Here is a 25,148-nt window from a genome sequence, read left to right on the forward strand (position 1 = left end):
AGCGGGTGACCATCCGACGATTCGCTCGTTCTGCTGAACGTGACTGCGCCGGATACCGCCACCCGCCCCCTGCCTCCCCTGACGCCCGGCCTAGAGCAGGCCGAGGCCGCCATCGTCGAGCACTACCCGCGGCTGGTGCGGCTCGCCTACCTGGTGCTGCCGCCCTCCCTCGGGCGCAACCGGCGGGTGCTCACCGCCCACTCGCTGACCCAGCGGGCGTTGCCGCGCGGTCGCCGGGGCGGCGGCGACACCGCCGTGCGCGGTGGGGTGCCGGCGCAGCGGGGCGGCCTGGAGGGCCCCGAGTCCGGGTACCCGTACGTGCGGCTGCGGGTGTTGCGCGCCGCCCTGGAGGCGGGCGTCCCGTTCACCTTCCGGGCGCTCCCGCTGCGCGGGCAGTTGCCCCGGCTGCTCCCCCAGGTGTGGGGGCTGCGGCTGTTCCCGCGCTCGGGCGGGGCCGAGGAACTGGCGCTGGACCAGTGGCTGACCACCCTGAGCGGTCCCGGGCGCGCGGCCTGCGTACTGCGCGCCCTGGAGGGGCTGGCGGAGCCGGACGTCCTGAGGGTGCTCGCCGACGCCGGGGTGGCGAACCCGACGGGGGCGGTCGCGGAGTCCGGGGACCCGGCGCACGACGCCCTCTTCGCCTCCCCCGAGTTCGACCCGTGCGTGCTCCAGGCCCGACCCACCGACCTGCTGCGGCGGCGCCGCCTCACGCGGGCCGGGATCGCCGGCGCGGCCGCCCTCGCGGTCTGCGGCGCCCTGCTCGCGCTGCCCGGCGGCGGCTGGGGCGCGGACGGGCCCGCCGCCCCGCCGTACGCGAAGAACGCCGTCGCGGAGCAGGCGCTCGACCCCGGGCAACTGGTCCGGGTCGCGCCCACGCTCTGGCGCACCTCCTCCCGTACGGACTTCTCCGCCTGGCCGGCCCGGGGCGACCGGGCCGACGACACCGCGCTGCTGCGCCGGGCGCTCGCCGTGTGGGCCCGCCCCGGCCGCTCGGTGGTCGTCTCGGCCACCCCCGGCACGCCGTCGGGGCCGCCGATGGGCCCGCCGCAACTGCTGTTCGCCGGAGCCGTGGACCAGGCGGTGGTGGTCCTGCTGTACGACGGGCTGCGCGTGATCCGCTACGCCGAGCCGCGCGGCGGGACCGCCGGAGCCGCCCTCGACTTCGCCCGCACGGACGGGGCGTCGGCGGACACCGCGACCGCTCTCGTGCTGAGCCGGGTCGACGGCAACGTCCGCTACCTGGCGGCCCCCTGGGTGGTCGGCGCCTCGTTGCGGGACCTGCTCAAGCCGGGCGACTCGCCCTCGGTGCTGAAGCTGACCCCGGACGGGATGACTCCGCCGGTGCCCGGACCCGCCCCGGCGGGCACGTGTACGAGCTGGAACGCGCTGGCCCTGACCGGCGACGGCGCCACCCGGCTCGTGACGGACCTCGGCGAGCTGACCCCGGTCCGGCTCACGTCGGGCGCGCCGGGCGCCGAGCGCGACGTGACGGAGCCGGCCGAGCTGGGCGAGTGGTCCCGGACGGCGTGCCTGCTGCCCTCGGTCCGCTCGCACGGGGTGCGCAGCGTCAACGCCTGGACGTACGCGAAGCAGCCGCTGCCCGAGGGGGACGGGACGGCGACCTGGCTGTGCAGCCGGGCCGAGACCTGGCAGGGCACCACGGATCGGGTCCAGGCCCAGTTCCTGGCCCCGGGCGCGCCGCTCGCCGCCCAGGCGGCGCGGGCGGAGGGCTCCGCCGCGTGTGGCCCCCGGGAGCCCCGGGTGTTGGCGGGCGTGCTGTGGAAGTCGAAGGCGGGCCAGTGGTACGTACTGGCCGCGGGCAGCGCCCAGTTCACCTCCGTCTCGGCGTCCGGCGGCGGGGTGAACGGGAGCGCGACCGGGAACCGGCTCGCGGTGAAGGCGACCCAGGGCGCCCAGGTCGACCTCTCGGGCAAGCTGACGGACGGCACCAAGGCGGAAGCCCTGCGCTGATCGAAGCCGGCGCTGAGGGCGCCGGCCACTGAGGGCGCCGGCCGGCCGGCGGCGCGGGGTCGACGCCTGGGCGGCCGGCATCGGCCGCGCGTCGGGCGACCGTGCGGAAAATCCTGGCGCGGAGGGGTTCTGCTCGCCCCTACCCCTCAGTACATTGACGCCATGTCTAATACGCCGCACGCGCCCGCCCCCGTGGCGTCGGAAGATCCGGGCCGGTACGAGCAGGTGGGCCTCCAGCCGCGGAACGTGTCCTTCTCCTGGGAGGACACCCCGCTCCACTGGCTCCCCGGCGACCCGTTCGCCGGTCACACCATCAACGTGCTGCACCTGCTGCTGCCCGCGGGCGAGCGTTGGTTCGTGCACGTCTACAAGCAGGTGCTCCCGTACATCACGGACGAGCGGCTGCGCGCGGACGTCGTCGGCTTCATCGGTCAGGAGGCCATGCACGCCGCCGCGCACGACGACGTGCTGCCGCACCTGAAACGGCTCGGCCTGGACCCGACCCCGTACACGGCGCAGGTCGACTGGTTCTTCGAGAAGCTGCTCGGCGACCGGACCCTGCCGCCGGGCCGGGCCCGCAAGTGGTGGCTGATGGAACGGGTCGCGATCATCGCGGCGGTCGAGCACTACACGGCGTTCCTCGGCAACTGGGTGCTGAACGCCGACGAACTCGACCGTCGGGGCGCCGATCCGATGATGCTGGACCTGTTGCGTTGGCACGGGGCGGAGGAGGTCGAACACCGCGCGGTGGCCTTCGACCTCTTCATGCACGTCGACGGCGGCTACCGGCGCCGGGTGCGAACCTGGGCGACGGCCTTCGCGGCCCTGACCTTCCTCTGGCAGCGCGGCGCCCGCTTCTTCATGGACAACGACCCCGAACTCCCGGCCGCCAAGGCTTCGCTGGGCCAGTTGTTCCGGGCCGGGCAGCAGGGCGTCCTCCCCTCGACCGGCTCGATGCTCAAGTCCATCCCGACGTACCTCTCCCGTGGCTACCATCCCTCGCAGGAAGGCTCGACGGCCCAGGCCGCGGCCTACCTCGCCACCTCGCCCGGCGCGAACGGCGGGGTGCGGGCATGAGGCGCGCCCTGACGCTCACGGCGGCGGCGGGCGCCGCGTTCGTCACCCGCCGCGCGCTGCGCCGGCGCATCCGCCGCTCGCCCCTGTGGCCGCTGCCGGCCCTGGAGACCCCGATCAGCGGTCACTCCCCGCGCCGGTTGCTGCGGGCCCCGATCGTCGCGCGCGACGAACCGGCCGAGGGCGTCGTCCTGTTGACCGTGGCATCGGCGGAGCTGCCCGCCTGGGCTCCGGGGGCGCACGTGGACGTCGTCCTGCCGTCGGGGCTGGTGCGCCAGTACAGCCTGTGCGGCGATCCCGCGGACACCGGCCGCTACACGATCGCGATCCGGCTGGTCGAAGACGGCCGCGGCGGCTCCCGCGAGGCGCACGACCGGCTGGTGGAGGGCGCCGAACTGCGGCTGCGGGCGCCCCGCAACCGGTTCCCCCTCGCGCCGGCGCCGACGTACGCGTTCGTGGCGGGCGGGATCGGCATCACGCCGATCCTGCCGATGCTGCGGGCCGCCACGGCGGCCGGGGCCGATTGGACGCTGCTCTACGGCGGGCGCACCCGCGCCTCGATGCCGTTCCTCGCGGAACTCGCCGCGTACGGGGACCGGGTCACGATCGTGCCCGAGGACGAGGCGGGCCTGCCGGACCTGAGCGCGCTCGCCGCGGCGCCGACCGCCGCGGTCTACTGCTGTGGCCCGGAGCCGCTGATGGCCGCGGTGCTGGCCGCCGCCCCGGACCCGTCGGCGGTGCGCCTGGAACGTTTCACCGCCGCCGCGCCCACCGGCGGGGGCAAGCCCTTCACCATCGAACTGCGCGGCTCCGGGCGCACGATCGAGGTCGCGGCGGACGAGAGCGCCCTGACGGCGGTGCTCCGCGCGCTGCCCGACACCCCGTACTCCTGCCGGCAGGGCTTCTGCGGGACCTGCCGACACCGGGTGCTGGAAGGGGAGGTGGAGCACCGCGACGACCTCCTCACCGACGCCGAACGCGCGGACTCGATGCTGCTGTGCGTCTCCCGCGCCGCCTCGGACCGGCTGGTCCTGGACGCGTAGGTCGCGGGGGCGCCCGCACCCCGCCGAGGCGCGCGGCGGAGTGGAAGTAGGGTGTCCGCATGACAACCGGGGTGCGGCGCAGGATGGGTGTCGAGGAGCGGCGGCAGCAGCTGATCGGGGTGGCCCTGGAGCTGTTCAGCCACCGGTCGCCCGACGATGTGTCGATCGACGAGATCGCGGCGGCCGCGGGCATATCGCGGCCGTTGGTGTACCACTACTTTCCCGGCAAGCTGAGCCTGTACGAGGCGGCGCTGCGCCGGGCCGCCGACGAGCTGGCGCTGCGGTTCGTGGAGCCGCAGGAGGGTCCGCTCGGGGCCCGGCTGCTGCGGGTGATGGGGCGGTTCTTCGCCTTCGTCGACGAACACGGGCCCGGCTTCTCGGCGCTGATGCGCGGCGGTCCGGCGGCCGGCAGCAGCCGTGCCAACGCGATGATCGACGAAGTGCGTCAGGCCGCCTACGAGGAGATCCTCAAGCACCTGGGGGTCTCGCCCGACGCCCCGCCCGCGCGGCTGGAGCTCGTCGTGCGCTCGTGGGTCTCGCTCGCCGAGTCCACCGCGCTGATCTGGTTGGACGGCCGGCGCATCCCGCGCTCGGAGCTGGAGCTCCAACTCGTGCACGACTTCGCCGCGCTGGCGGCCGTGAGCGCGGCCTACGACGAGGAGATGGCGCAGATCCTGGTGCGCATCCTCTCCGCGGAACCGGCCGACGGCCCGTTCGGCGTGCTCGTGGGGCGGTTGGCGGCGCTGGTCCCGGGCACCACGTGATCATGACGCGGTACGGCCCCCGCGTGATAATGCCCGCGTGATCATTGACGACGGGATGTTGTTCCGGCAGGCCGGGGAGAAGGACGCCGGCACGCTGGTGAAGCTGTACGACCAGGCCGCGCGGTGGATGCGCAAACACGGGATCGACCAGTGGAAGCCCGGCGAGAAGGACGTGGCGCACTTCCGCGCGCGGATGCGCGACGGTGAGGTGTGGCTGGCCGAGGACGCCGACGGGCGGGTCGTCGGCGCGTACGAACTCTGGTGGTCCGACGAGGAGGCGTGGGGGGTGCAGCCGCCCGTCGCCGGCTACGTGCACCGGCTGATGGTCGAGCGGGAGGCGGCTCCCCCGGGCGCCGGGCGGCGCATACTCGAACACGCCGAGTGGCGGATCGCCCGGACCGGGCGGGAGCGCTCCCGGCTGGACTGCGTGTCGACCAACCCGCGACTGCTGGGCTACTACCGGGCCGCCGGCTATCGGGTCGTCGGCGAATGCCCGTCCAAACAGGGCGCGGACGGCCGGGTCTACGGGGTGATCCTGCTGGAGCGGCGCCTGGACGTCTGAGGCGGCGGTGAGCAGCCGTGAGCGCCGGTGGGGCGGTGGCGGAGGTGTCCGCCACCGCCCCACCGGCGGTCATGGGCCGCCCGTCAGGAACGGGCCCGCCGGAAGACCGCGACCGTACGGGCCGGCGCCTCGAACCCGCCCGTCGCGGCGTCATAGGTCGCCTGCTTGACCGTGTTGTCGGCGCCCGCCGCCTGCACCGGGTGCAGGGCGTAGCCGGTGCCCGCGAGGGCCGGGACGCGCTGGGTCTGCGCGGTGGGGGTGGCGTTGAAGACCACCACCAGATCGCCGGCGGTCATCGTGATCACCCCCGGCGTCTCCGCCGCCCCCGACAGCGGGAACGCCACGCCCGACTGGACCGCTTCGGCCGTGGTCAGGGCGAAGGCGGGCTCCGTGGTCCGGATGCGCAGCAGGTCGCGGTAGGCGGCCGAGGCGCCGTCGATCTCCGCGCAGCCGGGGGCGGCGGTGGTCAGCAGCGGTTTCGCGTAGGGCCACTTGGCGCGGTTGTCGGCGGCGGGCGGCAGGCCGCGGCCGAAGCCGTTGCCGTCGTGGCAGTCCCAGTGGATCGCGTTGAACCAGTCGCCGCTGTCGAAGGAGTTGCGGTCCAGGGACTTCGAGCGGAGCAGGTCGGTGCCGGCCTGGGAGAGCGCCGGGCCCTGCGAGAGAGTGGTGACGGCCAGGGCCAGGACCTGCATCCGGGCCCGGTCGGCGGCGGCCGTCCCGGCGGGCAGCTTGTACGTCAGGGCGTCGGCCAGGGTTTCGTTGTCGTGGGCGTCCGCGTAGGCCAGGGCGTCGCCGGGGGCTGCCGCGTACCCGGCGGGGGCGCCGTTGTAGTCGAGTTCGGAGCCCTTGATCCGGTGGCCGGTGGTGTCGGTGAAGGCGTACGAGGCGAGGTTGCCGGTCAGCCCGACCTTGATCAGGTCCTGGTCGTGCAGCAGCCGGGCCCGCTGCTGTTCGGGGCTTCCGTTCGCGGGAGCCGTGTTGGGGTCGGTGAACAGACCGGAGGCGAAGCCCTGGGCGCGCGGGTCCTCGTCGAAGGGGCCACCGCCGCGGATCGCGTCGCGGGAGCGGTCGGAGAAGGTGGCGATGCCGGTGCCGGCCATGTTCTGCTGCGTGGCCTGGACGAAGCGGGCGTCGTCGGCGACCTCGCCGAAGTTCCAGCCCTCCCCGTAGAGGATGATCCGCTTGCCGTCCACGCCGTCCTTCTCCACGGTCAGCGCGTCGAGGGCGGCGCGCACGGCGAGGATGTTGGCCTTGGGGTGGTGGCCCATCAGGTCGAAGCGGAAGCCGTCGACCTTGTACTGCTTGGCCCAGGTGACCACGGAGTCCACGACGAGCCGGCCCATCATGGCGTTCTCGGGGGCCGTGTCGGCGCAGCAGCTGGAGGTGGCGACGCTGCCGTCGGCCAGGAGCCGCTGGTAGTAGCCCGGGACGATGCGGTCCAGCACGGACCGGTCCGACTGGCCCGCCGCCGCCGTGTGGTTGTAGACCACGTCCATGACGGTGCGCAGCCCGGCGCCGTTCAGGGACTGCACCATGCGGCGGAACTCCACGGTGCGGGCGGTGCCTTCGGGGTCACTGGCGTACGAGCCCTCGGGCACGGTGTAGTGCAGCGGGTCGTAGCCCCAGTTGTAGGCGTCCTTCGCGGCCGCCGCCGCCACGCACGCCTGCTGCTGTTCCGAGTCGGGGGCGTACACCTTGAGGTCGCAGGCCGGTTCGGTGCGATCGGACGGCTTCTCGGGGATGGTGGCGATGTCGAAGGCGGGCAGGAGGTGCACGTACGAGGTGCCCGAGGCGGCCAGCTCGCGCAGGTGCCGCATGCCGGCTGAGGCGGTGTCGGTGAAGGCGAGGTACTGGCCGGGGTGGGCGGAGGTGCGGTCCGCGACGGAGAAGTCCCGGATGTGCAGTTCCTGGATCTGCGCGGAGGTGAAGGGCACGGGCGCGGGTTTGCGCAGTTCGCGCCAGCCGGGCGGCGCCAGCTTGGGGTCGGCGAGGTCCACGGCCAGGCTGTAGGCGGAGTCGGTGGTCAGGGCGGTGGAGTACGGGTCGGTGACCAGGTTGCGGACCATGTGGCGGACGGTGGGGGCCCAGACGGTGACGGTGTACCGGTAGCGCTTGCCGGTCCAGTTCCGCTCGCCGCGCACCGACCAGACGCCGGTGGCGTCGTCGCGGCGCATGGCCACGGTCCGGCCGTCGAGTTCGAGGGAGACCTGCCGGGCGGTGGGCGCCCATACGGACAAGGTGGGGCGGCCGTCCTTGAAGACGGGGCCGAGGGCGGTGGTGGTGGCGTACAGGTCGTCCAGGACTCCGGCGAGCTGCACGCCGGTCGCGGCCAGGACCGCGCCGTTCGCGGCTCGGGCGCTCGCGACGAGTTGTCCGCGCAGGGCGCCGCGGACCCGGTCGCGGTCGCGGGGTTCGACGGTGTAGGCGGCGTACGAGGCCAGGTGCGGGAACTTCTGCTGCTGGGCGGCGGTGAGTCGGGAGCGGCCCAGCCGCAGCCACTGCGCGCCGCCCTCGTGGAGGACGCCGTTGTCGGTGGTGACGGCGCCTTCGCCGGAGGCGAGGAGCTGGACGGAGGCGGCCGCCTCGGGGGCGTTCCAGACGACGGTGTCGCGGTCGATCCAGACGGCCTCGGCCTTGGTGAGGTCCAGGGCGGCGGCCGAGCCGGCGGGCTGCGGCAGGAGGTACGTCTCCCGGCCGCCCAGCATCCACACCTCGTGGCCGGTGGCCTTCAGATCGAGGGACCGGTCGGTGGGGAGGTCCTTCTCGTCGCCCTTGTGGAGGATGTAGCTCAGGCTGGTGGCGCCGGCGGCGAGGGGGACCTCGTAGACGGCCCCGAAGGAGTCGGTGCGGACGGGCGGGAGCGGCTTGCCCCAGTCGGTGGGGGTGGCGGCGCCGGTCCACACGTGCAGGCCCCAGCCGTCGTAGGCGCCGTCGGGCCGCTGGTAGTGGAGGACGGCCTTGGTGGTGTCCTGGGGCGGGTAGCCGGGGCGGTCGGTGCGGGCGGCGTCCTGGCCCTGCTCAAGCCAGACCTCGCCGGACTTGGTCACGTCCAGGGTGCGGTCGGCGCTGACGTCCTTGGTGCCGTCCTTGTCGATGACGAGGTAGCCGAGTGAGGACGCGCCGGGCTTGAGCCGGACGTAGGCGAAGGCGCCGTACGCGTCCCGGCCCGTGAAGTCGTGCCCGGCGGGCCAGGGAGTCGCCTCGCCGTCCGCGAGGTCGCCCCACGCGTACAGCCGCCAGTCGGTGTAGTCGCCGTCGGGCCGGTGGTAGTGGACGACGGCGTACTCGCGCTGCGTGGCGGTCGGGACCCCGACGGGCGGGGCCTGGCCGGCGGTGGAGGCGGCGACGGCGCTCGCGGTGTGCCCGGCGGCGTCGACGACGACGGCCTTGTAGCGCAGGGGGGTGCCGGGCGCGGCGGTGACGTTCTGGGTGACCTTGTACGGGGGGTGGTCGGCGGAGCCGAGGACCTGCCAGGGGTCGGTGCCGCTCTGGGCGGCGAAGACGACCCGGTTCAGGCCGCCGCCGGTGACGTCGGCGCGGAGTTCGACGGTGCCGGTGGCGCCGGGTGCGGGGGCGTCGAGGGTGAGGGCGGGCCGGCCGGTGGGGGCGGCGGGCGGGGCGGTGGCCTGGAGGACCACGGAGCCGAGGGCGGGCACGGTGAGCGTGAGCTTCCCGGCGGCGTCGGCGCGCGGGGTGGCGGAGCCGCCGTACAGGGTGCGGTACGCGGCGCCGGCGGGCGCGTCGAGCGTGACGGTACGGGGTTGGTCGGCGTTGTTGGCGGCCACCAGGTACTCGGTGCGGCTGCGGGGGTCCGTACGGGCGAAGGCGTAGACGGAGCCGTCGGAGAAACGTTCGCTCTGGACGCCGTCGCGCAGGGCGGGGTGGTCCTTGGTCAGCTTCGAGAGAGCACTGATCTGCTTGTAGAGGGGGTGCTCCGGATCGTAGGCATCGCTCGCGTGGGTGCGGGCGGTGCCGAGCTGATCGTCGTCCAGGTAGTCGGCGATCCGGGTGGCGAACAGCGGCTGGCGGGCGTCCTTGTCGCCGCCGGAGCCGGTGAAGCCCTGCTCGTCGCCGGAGTAGATCACCGGGTTGCCCCGGGAGAGGAACATCAGCTCGTTGGCGAGCCGGTAGCGGTCCAGCAGCTCCTGTTCCCCGGCCCCCGGCCGGTCCTGTCTCAGGAAGGAACCGAAGCGGCCCATGTCGTGGTTGCCGAGGAAGGTCACCTGCTCGTAGGCGTTGGCCTTGTCGGTGGTGTACCGGTAGTCGTCAGCGAAGACGGAGGACAACCGTCCCGGCGCCGCGCCCTGCGAGGCGTAGGCGCGGATCGCGTCCTGGAGCGGGAAGTCGAGGGTGGCGTCGAGCCGGCCGCGGGTCACGTAGGGGGCGGTGACGGCGGTGTCGGCGGAGTACACCTCGCCGAACATGAAGAAGTTCTTCCGGCCGTGCCGGGCCGCGTAGGCGTCGAGCGCGGTCGCCCACTGGGTCCAGAACGGGGTGTCGACGTGCTTGACGGTGTCGATGCGGAACCCGTCGACCGCGAAGTCCGCGACCCACTTCTCGTAGATCTTCTCCATCCCGGTGACGACCTCCGGACGCTCGGTCCACAGGTCGTCCAGGCCGGAGAAGTCGCCCTGTTCGGCTGATTCGCCCGCGAAGGTCGAGTCGCCGCGGTTGTGGTACATCGTCGGATCGTTGAGCCACGCCGGGGACTTGAGGTTCTTCTTCGCCTCGGGCACGAAGGGAGTGCGGGGGAAGGAGGCGGTGCCGGTCGCGGGGAACTTGCGCTTCCCGTCGGCGTAGTCCTGATCGTCGAACGGCACCCCGTCCTTGGTCAGGTAGGGGAAGGCGCCCTTCGACAGGTAGTCGTGGGACCCCTCCCGGTAGTCCACGACGTCGGCGGTGTGGTTGGTGATGACGTCGAAGAAGACCTTCATCCCCTTCTTGTGCGCCGTGTCGATCAGCCGCGAAAGGTCCGCGTTGGTCCCGAAGTGCGGGTCGACCTGGGTGAAGTCGGTGATCCAGTAGCCGTGGTAGCCCGCCGAAGCGTCCTTCCCCGTGCCCTGCACCGGCTGGTTCTTGAAGATCGGCGCCATCCAGATGGCCGTGGTGCCGAGCCCCTTGATGTAGTCGAGCCGGTCCGTCAGCCCCTTGAGGTCACCGCCCTGGTAGAAGCCCTTGTCCGTCGGGTCCAGGCCGGTCTCCAGCCGGCTTCCGGTCAGCCCGCCCCGGTCGTTGCCCGGGTCGCCGTTCGCGAACCGGTCGGGCAGGACGAAGTAGAACTGCTCCCGGGTCAGGTCGTGGCGGGCGGGTTCGGCCGCGAGTTTCGCGTCCGAGGGCGGTGGCGGTGGCGCCTTGGCGGCGGCCGCCGCCGGAAGGGCGGGCAGGAACGTCACGGCCAGGGCGGCCGCGAGCACTCCTGCGACGACGGGGCGTATCACTGCGGATCTCCTTGGAGGGGACGGCGGAGGGTCAGCCGCGCCAGGCGTCGGTCAGCGTGACCTTGCCGTCGGCGGGCACGGTGGCGGTGCGGTTGGCACCGCTCTCCCAGGTGACGTTCCCGGCCGCGTCCTTGCGGACGTACTTGTACGCGAAGGCGGTCCCGGCCGGGAGCGTGACGTCGAGCTTCCAGACGGGGTAGGCCGCCGGATCGAGCTTGCGGGCGCTGCCGGTGTTCCAGCCGCCGAGGGCCGCCTGGTCGCCGGTGACGTAGATGTCCTGGCCGGGGACGGTGCCGGCGGTGACGGCGAACGAGGCTCCGGCCGCGCCGGCCGGGGGGACCGGGTCGGCCGGGGTCGAGGCCCCCGGGCAGGTGCGGGCGCCGACGTGCAGGGCGAGCGCGGTGCCCGCCGCGAGGGTGGCCGTGAACTGTCCCGAGGAGCCGACGGTGACCGTCCGCCCGCTCTGCACGTCGCAGTAGGCGCCGGCCGGGAGGGAGGTCTGGAAGGTCCGGGTCAGGGCGGTGCCCTCGTGGTTGAGGGCGACGTACGCCTTCGCGCCGCGCCCGAAGGCGATCTGGTCGCCCCCGTTGTCCCACCAGTCGGTGACGGCCTGGCCGCGCGCCGCGTTGCGGAAGGCGACCATGGAGGAGATCTCCCGCCAGGCGTGCTGGCACTTCCAGCCGTCGGTGTAACAGGCGTTCACCGCGCCGCCGTTCGGCGGACCGGCGTCCTTGTCGGTCCACTCGTAGCCGGAGTGGACGTCGGGCGAGCCGTAAGGCCAGGCCAGCATGAACACGTTGGCGAGGGTGTAGTCGGAGCCGTTCTTGTAGCTGAGGGTGTCGCCGCCGCGCTCGGTGTCGTGGTTGTCGACGAAGACGGCCGCCTGCCCCGAGGGGAGGTAGCCCCACGCCTCGCCGAAGTTCTTCAGGTACGCGAGGTTCCCGCTCTGGAAGACCCGCTTGAGGTCGCGGCCGTAGCGGAACTCCTGGACGTCGCCGTTGCCGAGGTACTCGGTGGGCGAGACCGCCTCGCCGGCCCCGTAGATCGCCTCCTGCTTCCAGTAGGCGTTCGGGTTCGTCAGCCGGGACTTGATGTTCGCGAGGTCGGCGGCGGGCATGTGCTTGGCGGCGTCGATCCGGAACCCGTCGACCCCGAGGGAGAGGAGGTCGTTGAGGTACCCGGCGATCCGGCCGCGCACGTACTCCTCGCCCGTGTCCAGGTCCGCCAACTGCACGAGCTCGCAGTTCTGCACGTTGGCCCGGTCCCGGTAGTCGGAGACGGTGGCCCGGCAGTCGTCCATGTCGGAGCCGGAGTACAGGCCGGGGTAGTTGTACTTCGTGTACGAAGTGCCGCCCGTCCCGGTCCCGTCGCCGGAGGCCATGTGGTTGATGACGGAGTCCGCGACGACCTTCACCCCGGCGGCGTGGCAGGCGTCCACCATGGCCTTGAAGGAGGCCCGGTCACCGAGCCGCCCGGCGATCTTGTAGCTGACGGGTTGGTACGAGGTCCACCACTGCGCCCCCTGGATGTGCTCCTGCGGCGGTGACACCTGGACGTACCCGTACCCGGCGGGGCCCAGGCTCTCCGCACAGGCTTTGGCGACGGAGTCGAACCGCCACTCGAACAGCACGGCGGTGACGTCCTTGCCTCCGGGCGCGGCGGCCACGGCGGGACCCGCCTGTGCGGTGACGCAGGCGGCGGCCACAACGGCGCCGGCGAGCAGGGCTCTGGGGATGCGCGAAATCGCGGGCATGTGGGGGTTCCTCCTGGCGGAGAGGCGCAGAACAGGCGGGGACGGGCGTGGAACAGGCGGGGATTGCAGCGACCGTAGGTGCCGGACAGAGCACCTGCAAGACCTTGCGCAAGAGATTGCAGAAATGTTTCCTGCGCGTGTCGCCCGGAAGAGCGCGCCCGTGCCCCCTCGGCGCGCCACCCGGCCCGCCGGCGACCCACGGCCGGGGCGGAGCCCGCGCCCCGGCCGCCAGAGCCCTGAATTTCGAGGGAAAATCCGACCCCGCATTTCCCTCATACCTGTCGCGGCAAGCACAGAATTGCGGAGCGGACCCGATGAGCATTTCCGCCCTCCGGGGGAACCCGAGCGTTTTTCCGACGCCCGCTCGGCGACACCGTGCTACTGTGATTTCAGTTGCAGTTGTGGTTCCCAAACTTTCAGTCCCACCCGCCGGACGAAAAATCCGGCGGAAGGCTTCTGTGTGCCGGAAATTTCCGGGCGGGCGATCATCGCGGCGACTTGAGATCCGCACAGTGCGGACTCTGGGCTGTGCCCCGAAGGAGATTCAACATGGCTAATGGCACCGTGAAGTGGTTCAACGCCGAAAAGGGCTTTGGTTTCATCGAGCAGGACGGCGGCGGTCCCGACGTCTTCGCCCACTACTCGAACATCGCCTCCCAGGGCTTCCGCGAGCTCCAGGAAGGCCAGAAGGTGACCTTCGACATCGCGCAGGGCCAGAAGGGCCCGACCGCCGAGAACATCGTCACCGCCTGACGCTGACGCATCACCACGCAGCTGGGGCCCGCACCTTGGGGTGCGGGCCCCGGCTCGTTGCGTTACCCCCCGTCCCCGCCGGCCGGCCACGGCCCGCGCGAGCACGCACCGGGCGCACCACTCACCCCGGATTTCCCGCCGAATGGCGGTAGCACTCCCGCCGTCCATGGCGGCGTACACACCACGGCATTTCGGCCGGCATTCGATGCCGCCACCGCCGTTCGCATTCCATCGGCTCGTTCCTGTGAATTCGCGCGAATATTCCGCCGCTGAATTTCCTCGACGCGTGCCGTCCCGTATCGAGGAAGGTTCAGCATGAACCGCACACGCACGAACGACCGCTCTTCCCGTACCCGTACCGCCGGCGGCTTCGCCGGGCGCGGCAGCCGTTTCGGGTCCCCCGCACCGGCCCGCTCGGGTGGCGCGGGCCGTCCGGGCGGCTCGGGTGGCTACGGCCGCCGGCCGGCCGCGCTCCAGGGCGAATTCGCCCTGCCCGTCACCCACACCCCGGCGCTGCCGGCCGTCGACGCCTTCGCCGACCTCGACATGCCGGAGCAACTGCTCGCCGCCCTCGGCGCCGAGGGGGTCTGCGTACCGTTCCCGATCCAGGGCGCGACGCTCCCCAACACCCTCGCCGGACGCGACGTGTTGGGCCGTGGCCGCACGGGCTCGGGCAAGACGCTGGCCTTCGGACTGGCCATGCTGGCCCGCACGGCGGGACAGCGCGCCGAGCCCCGTCAGCCGCTCGCGCTGGTCCTGGTACCCACCCGCGAACTGGCGCAGCAGGTCACCGACGCGCTCACGCCCTACGCCCGCTCGCTGAAGCTGCGGCTGGCCACCGTCGTCGGCGGCATGTCCATCGGCAGGCAGGCGAGCGCGCTGCGCGGCGGCGCCGAGGTCGTCATCGCCACCCCCGGACGCCTGAAGGACCTCATCGACCGCGGTGACTGCCGGCTCAACCAGGTGGCCATCACCGTCCTCGACGAGGCCGACCAGATGGCCGACATGGGCTTCATGCCCCAGGTCACCGCCCTCCTGGACCAAGTACGCCCGGAGGGACAGCGGATGCTGTTCTCCGCGACCTTGGACCGCAACGTCGACCTGCTGGTCCGGCGCTACCTGACCGACCCCGTCGTGCACTCCGTGGACCCCTCGGCCGGCGCCGTCACGACGATGGAACACCACGTGCTCCACGTCCACGGCACCGACAAGCAGGCCACCACGACCGAGATCGCCGCCCGCGACGGACGCGTGATCATGTTCCTGGACACCAAGCACGCGGTCGACCGCCTCACCCAGGACCTCCTGAACAGCGGCGTGCGCGCCGCGGCGCTGCACGGCGGCAAGTCCCAGCCGCAACGCACCCGCACCCTGGCGCAGTTCAAGACCGGGCACGTCACCGTCCTCGTCGCCACGAACGTCGCGGCACGCGGCATCCACGTCGACAACCTCGACCTCGTCGTCAACGTCGACCCGCCGACCGACCCCAAGGACTACCTCCACCGCGGCGGCCGCACCGCCCGCGCGGGCGAGTCCGGCAGCGTCGTCACCCTGGTCACGCCCAACCAACGCCGCGACATGGTGCGCCTGATGGCCGCCGCCGGCATCACCCCGCGCACCACGCAGGTCCGCTCGGGCGAAGCCGAACTCAACCGCATCACCGGCGCCCAGGCCCCCTCCGGCATCCCCGTCACCATCACCGCGCCCCCGGCCCCCCGCACCTCCCGCGGTGGCGCGGCCCGCCGCGGCGGCGGCCGTCGCCGGTCGTTCGGCGCGGCGGCGTAGCCCACTCACGGCCGTCCCGACCCTTCCCCTCCCACTCCCCTGTGAGGTCCCATGCGCTGCGTCATCGCCCGTTTCCCCTTCGAGCTCACCAAGACCGGTGTGCTGGAGGCGATGAAGGGCGTCAAGCCCGAACCGGTCGCCGGTGACTCGGTCATCATCGGCCGACGCCAGTACCCCGTGAAGCAGGTCGGTGAGGTCGTCACCCGCCAGGACCGCCGCGACTTCAGCTCGGCGGAGGTCACCCGGGCCATGACGGCACTCGGCTTCACCTGCCGCACGGCCACCCCCCTCCGCCCGGCGGCCCCCGCCCTCAGCCCCCTCCAAAGGGCCTCGGCCCTCCTCGGCACCCCGGCGTCGGTCTGACCTCCTCCGCCACCGCCGGTCCCGGCGGTGGCGGAGCGTCATTTACTGGAGTCACCGCATGCGACGAAGGACGCGACTGGCGTTGGCCCTCGCCGCGACCCTGACCTGGGGCGAATGGTTGAACTGGCGCTGGTCTCGGACTCTTGTCGGAAACCGTGAGGGTGATTCCGAGGCCGTGGTCGTGCTGGGCTACCGGAACCCGCAAACGACGGCGAACTTCGTCAACCGCCGGCGAGTCCGGATCGGAATCCGCTCCGTCCACGCCGACCACCCGCGCGATTCTCGCCTGATCTTCAGCGGCGGTGCGACCGGCGGTGGCACCACTGAGGCCAGGTTGCTTGCCGATTACGCGAAGTCGGTGTGCGGGTTCGACGGCACCGTCTTCCTCGAGGACCACAGCGCGACCACATGGGAGAACATCGCGAACGTGATCCCACTGCTCGAAGACGTCGACCGCATCAAGATCGCCTCCCAGCCGGCTCACGCGCTCAAGGCCCGCGCGTACTTGCGACGACAGCGCCCGGACCTGGCCGAGAGGCTCGTGCGCGCGGACGACTACCGTCCTGGCGACTGGATGGTCGTCAACCCGTTGCCGGCTCTCTACGGGCTGTGGACCCTTCGGGGTCTCAGGGCCGACGAACGCAAGGTCTCGCGTGGACAGCGCAAACAAGCTGCCCGTCCGACCCTGGGACGGGCCGCAGACGCGTGACAGGGGAAGCGCGTAGCGATCCGGGGCGCCGTGGGCGGACCGGGGCTTCGGGCGGGCAGCGCTGAGACCGGCCCTCCCGACCCCCGCCCCCTACTCCCCCGGCCCCTGTCCCGTCGAGCCCCGCACCACCAGTTCCGGCCGGAACACGTACTCCGTGCGCTGGACCGGGGTGCCGGCCACCGCCTCCAGGAGGGCTCCGACCGCCGCCGTCGCCATCGCGCGGACCGGTTGGCGGACCGTCGTCAGCGGCGGGTCCGTGAAGGCGATCAGCGGGGAGTCGTCGAAGCCGACCACCGACACGTCCTGCGGCACCCGCAGCCCCCGCTCGCGCGCCGCCCGGATCACCCCGAGTGCCATGGGGTCGCTCCCGCACACGATCCCGGTGCACCCCCGGTCCAGCAGGGCGCCGCCCGCGGCGTGGCCGCCCTCGACCGTGAACAGGGTGCGCTGGATCAGCCCCTCGGCCTCCGCCCCCGGCACCGCCGCCACGAACCCCTGCTCCTTGCGCGCCGACGGCACGTACCGCGTCGGCCCGATGGCCAGCCCGATCCGCCGGTGCCCCAGGTCCTCCAGGTGGCGTACGGCCATGTCCGCCGCCGCCCGGTCGTCCGGGGAGATGAAGGGGGCGTTCACCGCCTCGTTGAACCCGTTGATCAGTACGAACGGCACTCCCCGCGCCGCCAGCCGCTGGTAGCGCCCCGGATCGGCGGACGCGTCCGCGTGCAGACCGGACAGGAAGACGATCCCCGTGACCCCCCGCTCCTCCAACTGCTCCACCAGCTCGTCCTCGGTGGCCCCGCCCGGCGTCTGCGTACACAGCACGGGCGTGTACCCGTGCCCCGCCAGCGCCTGCTCGATGACCTGCGCGAACGCCGGGAAGATCGGGTTGGTGAGCTCCGGGATCAGCAGCCCCACCAGGCCGTTGCTGCGCCGCTTGAGCCGTACCGGCCGCTCGTAGCCCAGCAGGTCCATGGCGGCCAGCACCTTGTGTCGGGTGCCGGCCGCCACGCCCGCCTTGCCGTTGACCACCCGGCTGACGGTCGCCTCGCTGACCTGCGCCTGCGCGGCGATGTCCGTCAACCGCAGCGGGGAAGTCACCCCAGCCACCACACCGCGCTGTCGGCGGCGAGGACGCCCGGCTCGACCGGCTCCGCGCTGGCCAGCAGCACCCGGCCCCGGCCCGGCGCCGGCATCCGTACGGCCTCGCCCGTCGTGTTGACCGTGCAGACGAAGTCGCCCCGCCGGAAGGCCAGGACGCCGGCCGGCGCGTCCAGCCACTCCACGGCGTCGCCCGCGCCCAGCTCGGCCCGTTCGCGGCGGATGCGCAGCGCGGCCCGGTACAGCTCCAGCGTGGACGAGGGGTCACCCGTCTGCGCCTCGACGCTCAGCCCCGCCCACTCGGCCGGCTGCGGCAGCCAGCTGCCGCCGTCCCCGAAGCCGTACGGGGCCTCGGTCCCGGACCACGGGATCGGTACGCGGCAGCCGTCGCGGAGCCCGTCCTGGCCGTTCTCCTTGAAGAAGGACGGGTCCTGGCGCACGGCGTCCGGCAGGTCCACCACCTCCGGCAGGCCGAGTTCCTCGCCCTGGTACACGTACGCCGACCCGGGCAGGGCCAGCATCAGCAGCGCGGCGGCCCGCGCCCGATCCAGGCTGCCGTAGCGGGTGCGGTGCCGCACGACGTCGTGGTTGGACAGCACCCACGTCGTCGGCGCCCCCACCGGCCGCATCGCGTCGAGCGATTCGTCGATGGCGGCGCGCAGCGCGTCCGCGTCCCAACCCGTGTTCAGGTAATGGAAGTTGAACGCCTGGTGCAGCTCGTCGGGGCGCAGGTAGAGCGCGGTGCGGTCGGCGCTCGGGGTCCATGCCTCGGCGACGCCGATGCGGTCGCCGGCGTACTCGTCGAGGACCTTGCGCCAGGAGCGGTAGATCTCGTGGACGCCGTCCTGGTCGAAGAACGGCAGCACCTGGTTGCCCAGCAGTTTGAGCTGTTCGTCGCGGCCGAGGTCGGGCAGGCCGGGGGCCTTGACGAGGCCGTGCGCGACATCGATGCGGAAGCCGTCGGTGCCGAGGTCGAGCCAGAAGCGCAGGATCGAGCGGAACTCGTCCTGGACGGCGGGGTGTTCCCAGTTGAAGTCGGGCTGCTCGGGGGCGAACAGGTGCAGGTACCACTGCCCGTCCGGCACCCGGGTCCAGGCCGGTCCGCCGAAGATCGATTCCCAGTCGTTCGGGGGCAGGGAGCCGTCCTCGCCCCGGCCCGCGCGGAAGTGGAAGCGTTCGCGCAGCGGGCTGTCGGGCCCCTCGCGCAGTGCCTGCTTGAACCATTCGTGCTGGTCGGAGCAGTGGTTGGGGACGAGGTCGACGATGATGCGCAGGCCCAGGGCATGGGCTTCGCGGATCACGGCGTCGGCGTCGTGCAGGGTGCCGAACATGGGGTCGATGGCCCGGTAGTCGGCGACGTCGTAGCCGGCGTCGGCCTGCGGGGAGGCGTAGAACGGGCTGAGCCATACGGCGTCGACGCCCAGTTCCTTGAGGTAGGGCAGTCGGCTGCGGATGCCTTCGAGGTCCCCCATGCCGTCCCCGTTGGAGTCGGCGAAGCTGCGCGGATAGACCTGGTAGATCACCGCTTCTCTCCACCAGCCGGGCCGCGTGGCGCTGGTGGTGGGGAGTGCGTCGGCGAGGTGCTGGGTCATGGTGTCCTTGGAGAGGTCGGGCCGGAACGGGAAGCGGGCAGGGTGGTCAGCCCTTGGTCGCGCCCGCTGTCATGCCGGCGACGAGGTGACGCTGGGCGAAGAGGAAGAAGAACGCCGCGGGGATCGCGATGAGGACGGAAGCCGCACTCATCGCACCCCAGTTGGAGGTGTACTGGGTGACGAAGGTCTGCAGACCCCCGGCGAGGGTGAGGTGCTCGTCGCCGACCATGAACGCGGAGGCGTACGCGACTTCGCCCCAGGCGGTGATGAAGGCGTAGAAGCCGGTGACCGCGAGACCGGGCTTGGCGAGGGGCAGGATGAGGCGCCAGAAGGTGCCGAAGGGGTTGAGTCCGTCGACGCGACCGGACTCGTCGATCTCGATCGGGATGGTGTCGAAGAACCCCTTCATCATCCAGGCGCAGAACGGCACGGCGATGGTCAGGTAGGTGATGACCAGGCCGATGGGCTGGTTGAGCAGCCCGAGCTGTCCCATGAGGTTGTAGAGCGGGACGATGAGGATGGCCATCGGGAACATCTGTGTGATGAGCAGGGTCCACATCAGCGGCTTCATGCCGGGGAACTTGAACCGGCTGACCGCGTATCCGGTGGTGGCGGCGATGAACACGCCGAGGACCGTGGTGATGCCGGCGACGAGGACGGAGTTGCCGAACCAGGTGAAGAAGGAGGTCGACTGCACCAGGTAGCGGTAGTTCTCGAAGGTGGGTTGCTTCACGAAGTCCGTGGAGATGGCGAACTTCGCGGGCTTGAGGGAGGTCAGCAGGACCCACAGCACCGGGAAGACGGCGATCACGGAGGCGACGATCAGGGTGAGGTGCAGGCCGACGGAGGCGAGCGGGGAGCGCCGGCCGCGGCCGAGCGGGGCCTTGCCGGACGTCGTCCGCGGGGCCTTGCCCGACGTGCGGGGCGCTTCGCCCGGGGCCTTGTCCGATGTCGTGAGCGGGGTCGTCACGGTCGTCACCACACCTCTCCCTGCTTGCGCAGCGAGCGCCGGTAGACCAGCGCGAAGATCATGAGCAGGGCGAGGATCAGCACGCCCCAGGTGGCGGAGCCGGCGAAGTCGCGCGGACTGGCGACGAACGCCTCGCGGAACGCCTGGGTCACGAGGATCTCGGTGGAGTCGCCGGGGCCGCCCCGCGTCAGCAGGAAGATCACCGGGAACATGTTGAAGGTCCAGATGGTGGAGAGCAGGATCACCGTCATGCTCACCGCGCGCAGCCCGGGCAGCGTGATGTGCCGGAACCGCTGCCAGGGGGTGGCCCCGTCCATCTCGGCGGCCTCGTACAGCTCGCCGGGGATGGACTGCAGTCCGCCGAGCAGGGCGACCATCATGAAGGGGACGCCGAGCCAGACGTTGACGGCGATGACGGAGACCTTGGCCCAGGTCGGGTCGTCGAGCCACGGGATCGCGGAGATCCCGCCGCCGTCGAGGAGCTTGTTGAGGATGCCGCTGTCGCGGTTGAAGAGGAACCGCCAGGCGAAGACGGAGACGAAGCCGGGGACGGCCCAGGGCAGGATCAGCGCCATGCGGTAGGCGGCCCGGCCGCGGAACCGGCGGTTGAGCATGGTGGCGAGGCCCAGTCCGAGCGCGAAGGTGATCGACACGCACAGGACGGTCCAACTGACGGTCCACACCAGCCGTTGCAGGAACACCGGGTCGGCGAGGACGTCCGCGTAGTTGTCGAGGCCGACGAACGAGTACGTCGCCTCGATGTGGTTGGCGCCGATGGTGCGGGCGACGTTGCGTTCGTTGGCGTCCGTCAGCGAGAGGTAGACGCCCCGGACGAGCGGCCAGCCGACGATCACGCCGAGCACGAGCACCACCGGGGCGACCATGGCCCAGGCGTACCAGTGGGTGGCGAGGGCGCGCCTCGCTCCCCCTCGGTTGTCAGTCCTGCGGCTCCGGCCGCGGCCGGCGAGGGCGTCCGCGCCCCCGCCGTCCGCGGCCTTCGCCACCGACTGGCTGGTGTGAGCAGCCATCTTCTTGTCTACTTCCAGCCCTTGAGGATCTTGCGGAACTCGACGCCGGCCGCCTTCGCCGCGTCCTCGGGGGACGCCGCGCCGGTGATGGCCTTGGTGTACTCGACCTTGAGGGGCTCGAAGAGCGAGCCGTTCTCCGGGATCCAGGCGCGCTCGACGGCCTTGTCCACGGCCGGCTTGAAGAACTGGACCATCTCGCTGGACTTGACGTCCGGCTGCTCGTACGCGGCCGTGCGGGTCGGCAGCAGGCTCAGTTCCTTGGCGGACTGGACCTGCACCTCCTGGGAGGTCATGTACTCGACGAAGGCGTGGGCCGCGGAGCGGTTCTTGGACCCGGCGTAGACGGCGAGGTCGTGACCGCCCTGCGGGGAGCCGGCCTTGACGGAGCCGGCCGGGACGGGCGCGACGCCGAGGTTGGCCTTGTCCTTGAACTGGTCGCCCGCGTAGGTGTCGGCGACGGCCCACGGACCGTTGATCATCATGGCGGCTTCGCCCGACTTGAAGGCGGTCTGCATGTTGGTCCAGCCGTCGGTGGCGTTGGTGATCGCCGCGCCGGAGGTGACCAGGTCACGGGCCGTCTTGAATGCCTTGACGCCCGCCGGGTTGTCGACCGTGACCGTCTTGGTCTTCGCGTCGACGAGGTCGCCGCCCTCGCCGTAGATCAGCGGCAGGAACCAGTAGGAGTCGTCGCCGCGCAGGTACAGGCCGGCCTTGCCGGTCTTCGCCTTGATGGCGGCGGCGGCGGTCTTGACCTCCTCCAGCGTCTTGGGGGGCTGGACGCCGGCGTCGGCGAGCATCTTCTTGTTGTAGAAGAGGCCGAGGGTGTCGATGACCTGGGGCACGGCGTACGTCTTGCCCTCGTACTTGCCACTGGCGGCGGCCTGCGGCAGGAACTCGGCGTCGACCTTCTTCACCGTGTCGGCGGGGACCTCGTCGAGGTAGCCGAGCGAGGCGAAGTCGGCGACCCAGCCGACGTCGGCGCGGATCACGTCGGGGGCCTCGGAGCCGCTGCTGAAGGCGTTCTTGACCTTGTTCTGGGCGTCGCCGTAGGGCACGTTGACGTACTTGACGGTGACCTTCGGGTGCTTCGCGGTGAACGCCTCGGCGATCTTCTGGAAGCTGGCCTTCTCCGCGTCGTTGGAGGTGTCCCACCACGTGACGGTCCCGGAGAGTTCGCCGCCGGACTGGCTGTCGCCGCCGCTGTCCTTGGTGTCACCGCCGCACGCCGTCGCCGCGAGTGCCAGGGTCGCGACCAGCGCGGTGGCCGCTATGCCACGCCGCATATGAACTCCTTCGATGATCCCGGCCGCGCCTCGCGGTCCCGAGTTGCCAGGAACGTAACAAGACTGAAAGCCGACCGAAAGACCTTGCGGCAATTTTCTGCAAGTGCTGGTGATCGTTACATCCGTGTGTCCGTACGGTTGCCGCGGCTTGCTGTTGGTTCGGCCCACCTTCGCCTGCTCAGGCCCGCAACCAGGGGCCGGGTGCTCGCGTTGACCCCGATATGACCCATGAGCTGACCGCGTCCCGGCTTGCAAGCGCTTCCAGCGACGGGACCGTGAACGGCGGCTGGTGGCGCGATGCCGTCATCTATCAGGTGTACGTACGGTCCTTCGCCGACAGTGACGGCGACGGCGTGGGCGACCTGCGCGGCGTGCGCGAGCGGCTGCCGCATCTGGCCTGGCTCGGGGTCGACGCCGTCTGGCTCACGCCCTTCTACGTCTCCCCCCAGGCGGACGGCGGCTACGACGTCGCCGACTACCGCGCCGTCGACCCCCTGTTCGGTGACCTCTCCGACGCCGACGACCTCGTACGGGCCGCGCACGACCTCGGGCTGCGGGTCATCGTGGACGTGGTGCCGAACCACACCTCGGACCGGCACCCCTGGTTCCGCGAGGCCCTCGCCGATCCCGCGGCGCGCGCCCGCTACCACTTCCGGCCCGGGCGCGGGGCGGGCGGGGCGCTGCCGCCCAACGACTGGGAGTCCGTCTTCGGCGGCCCGGCCTGGACCCGGGTCGCGGACGGGCAGTGGTACCTGCACCTGTTCGCGCCCGAGCAGCCCGACCTCAACTGGGACCACCCCGAGGTCGCCGAGGAGTTCGCCTCGGTCCTGCGGTTCTGGCTCGACGTCGGCGTGGACGGCTTCCGGGTCGACGTGGCGCACGGCATGGTCAAGGCCGCGGGCCTGCCCGACATCGGGCACGGCGCGCAGGCGACGCTGATCGGCACCCAGCCGCTGCCGTTCTTCGACCAGGACGGGGTGCACGAGATCCACCGCTCGTGGCGACGGCTGCTCGATTCCTACGAGGGCGCGCGGATCGGGGTCGCGGAGGCGTGGGCGCCGACCTCGGAGCGGCTGGCCCTGTACGTACGGCCCGACGAACTGCACCAGGCTTTCAACTTCCGGTTCCTGAACTGTCCATGGGACGCGGCGGCGATGCGGACCGTCATCGACGAGTCCCTGGCCGCCACCGCCTCCGTGGGGGCGCCGACGACGTGGGTGCTGTCCAACCACGACGTCGTGCGGCACCGCACCCGCTACGGCAGCCTGGCCCGGGCGCGGGCCGCCGCGCTGCTGATGCTGGCCCTGCCCGGGTCGGCGTACGTGTACCAGGGCGAGGAACTCGGCCTGCCGGAGGTGGTGGACCTGCCGGACGCCGTGCGCCAGGACCCGGCGTTCCTCCGCTCCGCCGGGCAGGAGGGGCTGCGCGACGGCTGCCGCATCCCGTTGCCCTGGTCCGGCCAGGAGCCCCCGTACGGTTTCGGGGACGGCGGCAGCTGGCTGCCGCAGCCGGCCGAGTGGGCGGGGCTGAGCGTCGCCGCGCAGACGGGTGACCCGCATTCGACGCTGGAGCTGTACCGGGCCGCCCTGGAGTTGCGCCGCGCGCTGCCGGGGCTGGGCTCGCCGGACGCCGGCGGGCTGACCTGGCTGCCGGCGCCCGAGGGGGTGCTCCTGTTCACCCGGCCGGGCTTCGCCTGCACCCTCAACAGCCGGCCGACCCCGCTCGAACTGCCGGCGCCCGGGCGGCCCGTCCTGTCGAGCGCGCCGGTGGAGACGGACGGGCGCACGGTGCTGTTGCCGCCGGAGTCGTGCACGTGGTGGGCATTGTGACGTGCGACCGGTACAGTCCAGTGCCGTGACCGCACGGCTAGCCGACATCGCAGCCCAGGCGGGGGTCAGCGAAGCCACAGTCAGCCGCGTGCTCAACGGCAAGCCCGGTGTGGCCGCGGGCACCCGCGAGTCCGTGCTGGCCGCGCTCGACGTGCTCGGCTACGAGCGGCCCGTACGGCTGCGTCAGCGCAGCGCGGGCCTGGTCGGCCTGATAACCCCGGAGTTGGACAACCCCATCTTCCCGGCGCTCGCCCAGGTCATCGGGCAGGCGCTGACGCGGCAGGGGTACACCCCGGTGCTGGCGACGCAGACGCCCGGCGGGTCCACCGAGGACGAGCTGACGGAGATGCTGGTCGACCGCGGGGTCTCCGGGATCATCTTCGTCTCGGGGTTGCACGCGGATACCACGGCCGACATGGGCCGCTATGACCAACTGCGCGGCCAGGGCGTCCCCTTCGTACTGATCAACGGTTTCTCCGACAAGGTGCGGGCGCCGTTCGTGTCCCCGGACGACCGGGCGGCGATGCAGCTCGCGGTGACGCACCTGAGCGCCCTCGGGCACACCCGGATCGGCCTGGCGGTCGGACCGAAGCGGTTCGTGCCCGTGCTGCGCAAGATCGAGGGGTTCCGGCTCGGCATGCAGGAGCGGCTCGGTCTGGGCCGGGCCGAGACGGAGGAACTGGTCCAGCACTCCCTGTACTCGTTGGAGGGCGGACAGGCCGCCGCGTCCGCGTTGATCTCGCGCGGCTGCACGGCGATCGTCTGCGCGAGCGACATGATGGCGCTCGGCGCGATCCGCGCGGCCCGCCAGCAGGGGCTGCGGGTGCCGCAGGACGTGTCGGTGGTCGGCTTCGACGACTCCCCGCTCATAGCGTTCACCGATCCGCCGCTGACCACCATCCGGCAGCCGGTGCAGGCCATGGGGCAGGCGGCGGTGCGCACGCTGCTGGAGGAGATCGGCGGGACGCCGGCTCCGCACAGCGAGTTCGTGTTCCTGCCGGAGCTGGTGGTGCGCGGATCGACGGCTTCCGGGCCCGGGCAGCGGCGGGCCACCTAAGGGTCCGGCGTACTCCCCAGGGCTGAGCGGCTGCGCCCGAGACCGTCCCGAGGGATGATCGTGGGCAGGAAGCCAT

The 25,148-nt window shown here is 72.1% G+C and carries 18 protein-coding genes; 11 read left to right on the forward strand and 7 right to left on the reverse strand.

Going from position 1 to position 25,148, the window contains the following annotated elements; genetic code table 11:
- Positions 1 to 39: 39 nt before the first annotated feature.
- From ACFVXJ_RS05790 to ACFVXJ_RS05810, 5 genes are all read left to right on the forward strand, one after another.
- Positions 40 to 1,971, forward strand: a complete 1,932-nt coding sequence (locus ACFVXJ_RS05790; RefSeq protein ID WP_389659195.1) for a hypothetical protein — start codon at positions 40 to 42, stop codon at positions 1,969 to 1,971.
- Positions 1,972 to 2,133: 162 nt separating this feature from the next.
- A complete protein-coding gene (locus tag ACFVXJ_RS05795; protein WP_389659198.1) occupies positions 2,134 to 3,048 on the forward strand; it encodes a metal-dependent hydrolase in 915 nt (304 codons plus the stop codon).
- Positions 3,045 to 4,088, forward strand: coding sequence for a PDR/VanB family oxidoreductase (locus ACFVXJ_RS05800; protein WP_389659201.1), 1,044 nt, complete (start codon positions 3,045 to 3,047; stop codon positions 4,086 to 4,088). The genes ACFVXJ_RS05795 and ACFVXJ_RS05800 overlap by 4 nt, the downstream gene beginning before the upstream one ends.
- A 59-nt stretch (positions 4,089 to 4,147) precedes the next feature.
- Positions 4,148 to 4,852: a TetR/AcrR family transcriptional regulator gene (locus ACFVXJ_RS05805; RefSeq protein WP_136215531.1), complete on the forward strand. Its 705-nt coding sequence runs from the start codon at positions 4,148 to 4,150 to the stop codon at positions 4,850 to 4,852.
- Between the two features lie 37 nt (positions 4,853 to 4,889).
- Positions 4,890 to 5,414, forward strand: a complete 525-nt coding sequence (locus ACFVXJ_RS05810; RefSeq protein ID WP_389659206.1) for a GNAT family N-acetyltransferase — start codon at positions 4,890 to 4,892, stop codon at positions 5,412 to 5,414.
- Between the two features lie 83 nt (positions 5,415 to 5,497).
- Here the strand turns inward: ACFVXJ_RS05810 and pulA are convergent, their stop codons facing one another.
- Together pulA and ACFVXJ_RS05820 are read right to left on the reverse strand one after the other, a co-directional pair.
- A complete protein-coding gene (gene pulA, locus ACFVXJ_RS05815) occupies positions 5,498 to 10,852 on the reverse strand; it encodes a pullulanase-type alpha-1,6-glucosidase (protein WP_389659209.1) in 5,355 nt (1,784 codons plus the stop codon).
- A gap of 31 nt (positions 10,853 to 10,883) precedes the next feature.
- Complete coding sequence (locus ACFVXJ_RS05820; RefSeq protein ID WP_389659212.1) at positions 10,884 to 12,605, reverse strand: carbohydrate-binding module family 20 domain-containing protein; 1,722 nt, start codon at positions 12,603 to 12,605, stop codon at positions 10,884 to 10,886.
- A 549-nt stretch (positions 12,606 to 13,154) separates the two neighbouring features.
- Here ACFVXJ_RS05820 and ACFVXJ_RS05825 point away from each other — a divergent pair.
- From ACFVXJ_RS05825 to ACFVXJ_RS05840, 4 genes are all read left to right on the forward strand, one after another.
- Positions 13,155 to 13,358 (forward strand): cold-shock protein, encoded by a 204-nt coding sequence (locus ACFVXJ_RS05825; RefSeq protein WP_389659215.1) that lies wholly within the window; start codon positions 13,155 to 13,157, stop codon positions 13,356 to 13,358.
- Between the two features lie 315 nt (positions 13,359 to 13,673).
- Positions 13,674 to 15,143 carry a DEAD/DEAH box helicase gene (locus ACFVXJ_RS05830; protein WP_389659218.1) on the forward strand — a complete coding sequence of 490 codons (1,470 nt, stop codon included), beginning with the start codon at positions 13,674 to 13,676 and terminating at the stop codon, positions 15,141 to 15,143.
- A 51-nt stretch (positions 15,144 to 15,194) separates the two neighbouring features.
- Positions 15,195 to 15,506, forward strand: a complete 312-nt coding sequence (locus ACFVXJ_RS05835) for an SCO5918 family protein (protein ID WP_389659221.1) — start codon at positions 15,195 to 15,197, stop codon at positions 15,504 to 15,506.
- Positions 15,507 to 15,564: 58 nt separating this feature from the next.
- On the forward strand, positions 15,565 to 16,215 hold the full coding sequence (locus ACFVXJ_RS05840; RefSeq protein WP_389659224.1) for a YdcF family protein: 651 nt from the start codon (positions 15,565 to 15,567) through the stop codon (positions 16,213 to 16,215).
- A 90-nt stretch (positions 16,216 to 16,305) separates the two neighbouring features.
- On the opposite strand, the gene ACFVXJ_RS05845 is transcribed toward ACFVXJ_RS05840, so the two are convergent.
- From ACFVXJ_RS05845 to ACFVXJ_RS05865, 5 genes are all read right to left on the reverse strand, one after another.
- Positions 16,306 to 17,322: a LacI family DNA-binding transcriptional regulator gene (locus ACFVXJ_RS05845; RefSeq protein WP_389659227.1), complete on the reverse strand. Its 1,017-nt coding sequence runs from the start codon at positions 17,320 to 17,322 to the stop codon at positions 16,306 to 16,308.
- Positions 17,310 to 18,905, reverse strand: a complete 1,596-nt coding sequence (locus ACFVXJ_RS05850) for a glycoside hydrolase family 13 protein (protein ID WP_389659230.1) — start codon at positions 18,903 to 18,905, stop codon at positions 17,310 to 17,312. Before ACFVXJ_RS05850 ends, ACFVXJ_RS05845 begins: the two co-directional genes overlap by 13 nt.
- A 46-nt stretch (positions 18,906 to 18,951) precedes the next feature.
- Positions 18,952 to 19,743 (reverse strand): sugar ABC transporter permease, encoded by a 792-nt coding sequence (locus ACFVXJ_RS05855; protein WP_389660077.1) that lies wholly within the window; start codon positions 19,741 to 19,743, stop codon positions 18,952 to 18,954.
- Between the two features lie 137 nt (positions 19,744 to 19,880).
- A complete protein-coding gene (locus ACFVXJ_RS05860) occupies positions 19,881 to 20,903 on the reverse strand; it encodes a carbohydrate ABC transporter permease (RefSeq protein WP_389659232.1) in 1,023 nt (340 codons plus the stop codon).
- A gap of 8 nt (positions 20,904 to 20,911) precedes the next feature.
- Positions 20,912 to 22,186 carry an extracellular solute-binding protein gene (locus tag ACFVXJ_RS05865; protein WP_389659235.1) on the reverse strand — a complete coding sequence of 425 codons (1,275 nt, stop codon included), beginning with the start codon at positions 22,184 to 22,186 and terminating at the stop codon, positions 20,912 to 20,914.
- A 221-nt stretch (positions 22,187 to 22,407) separates the two neighbouring features.
- Here ACFVXJ_RS05865 and ACFVXJ_RS05870 point away from each other — a divergent pair, with 221 nt between their 5' ends.
- Positions 22,408 to 24,015: a glycoside hydrolase family 13 protein gene (locus tag ACFVXJ_RS05870; RefSeq protein WP_389659238.1), complete on the forward strand. Its 1,608-nt coding sequence runs from the start codon at positions 22,408 to 22,410 to the stop codon at positions 24,013 to 24,015.
- Positions 24,016 to 24,040: 25 nt separating this feature from the next.
- A complete protein-coding gene (locus ACFVXJ_RS05875; protein WP_389659241.1) occupies positions 24,041 to 25,072 on the forward strand; it encodes a LacI family DNA-binding transcriptional regulator in 1,032 nt (343 codons plus the stop codon).
- Positions 25,073 to 25,148 lie beyond the last annotated feature (76 nt).

Origin of the sequence: Streptomyces sp. NPDC058279, from assembly GCF_042881255.1 — a bacterium.
In the GTDB taxonomy this organism is placed as follows: Bacteria; Actinomycetota; Actinomycetes; order Streptomycetales; family Streptomycetaceae; genus Streptomyces.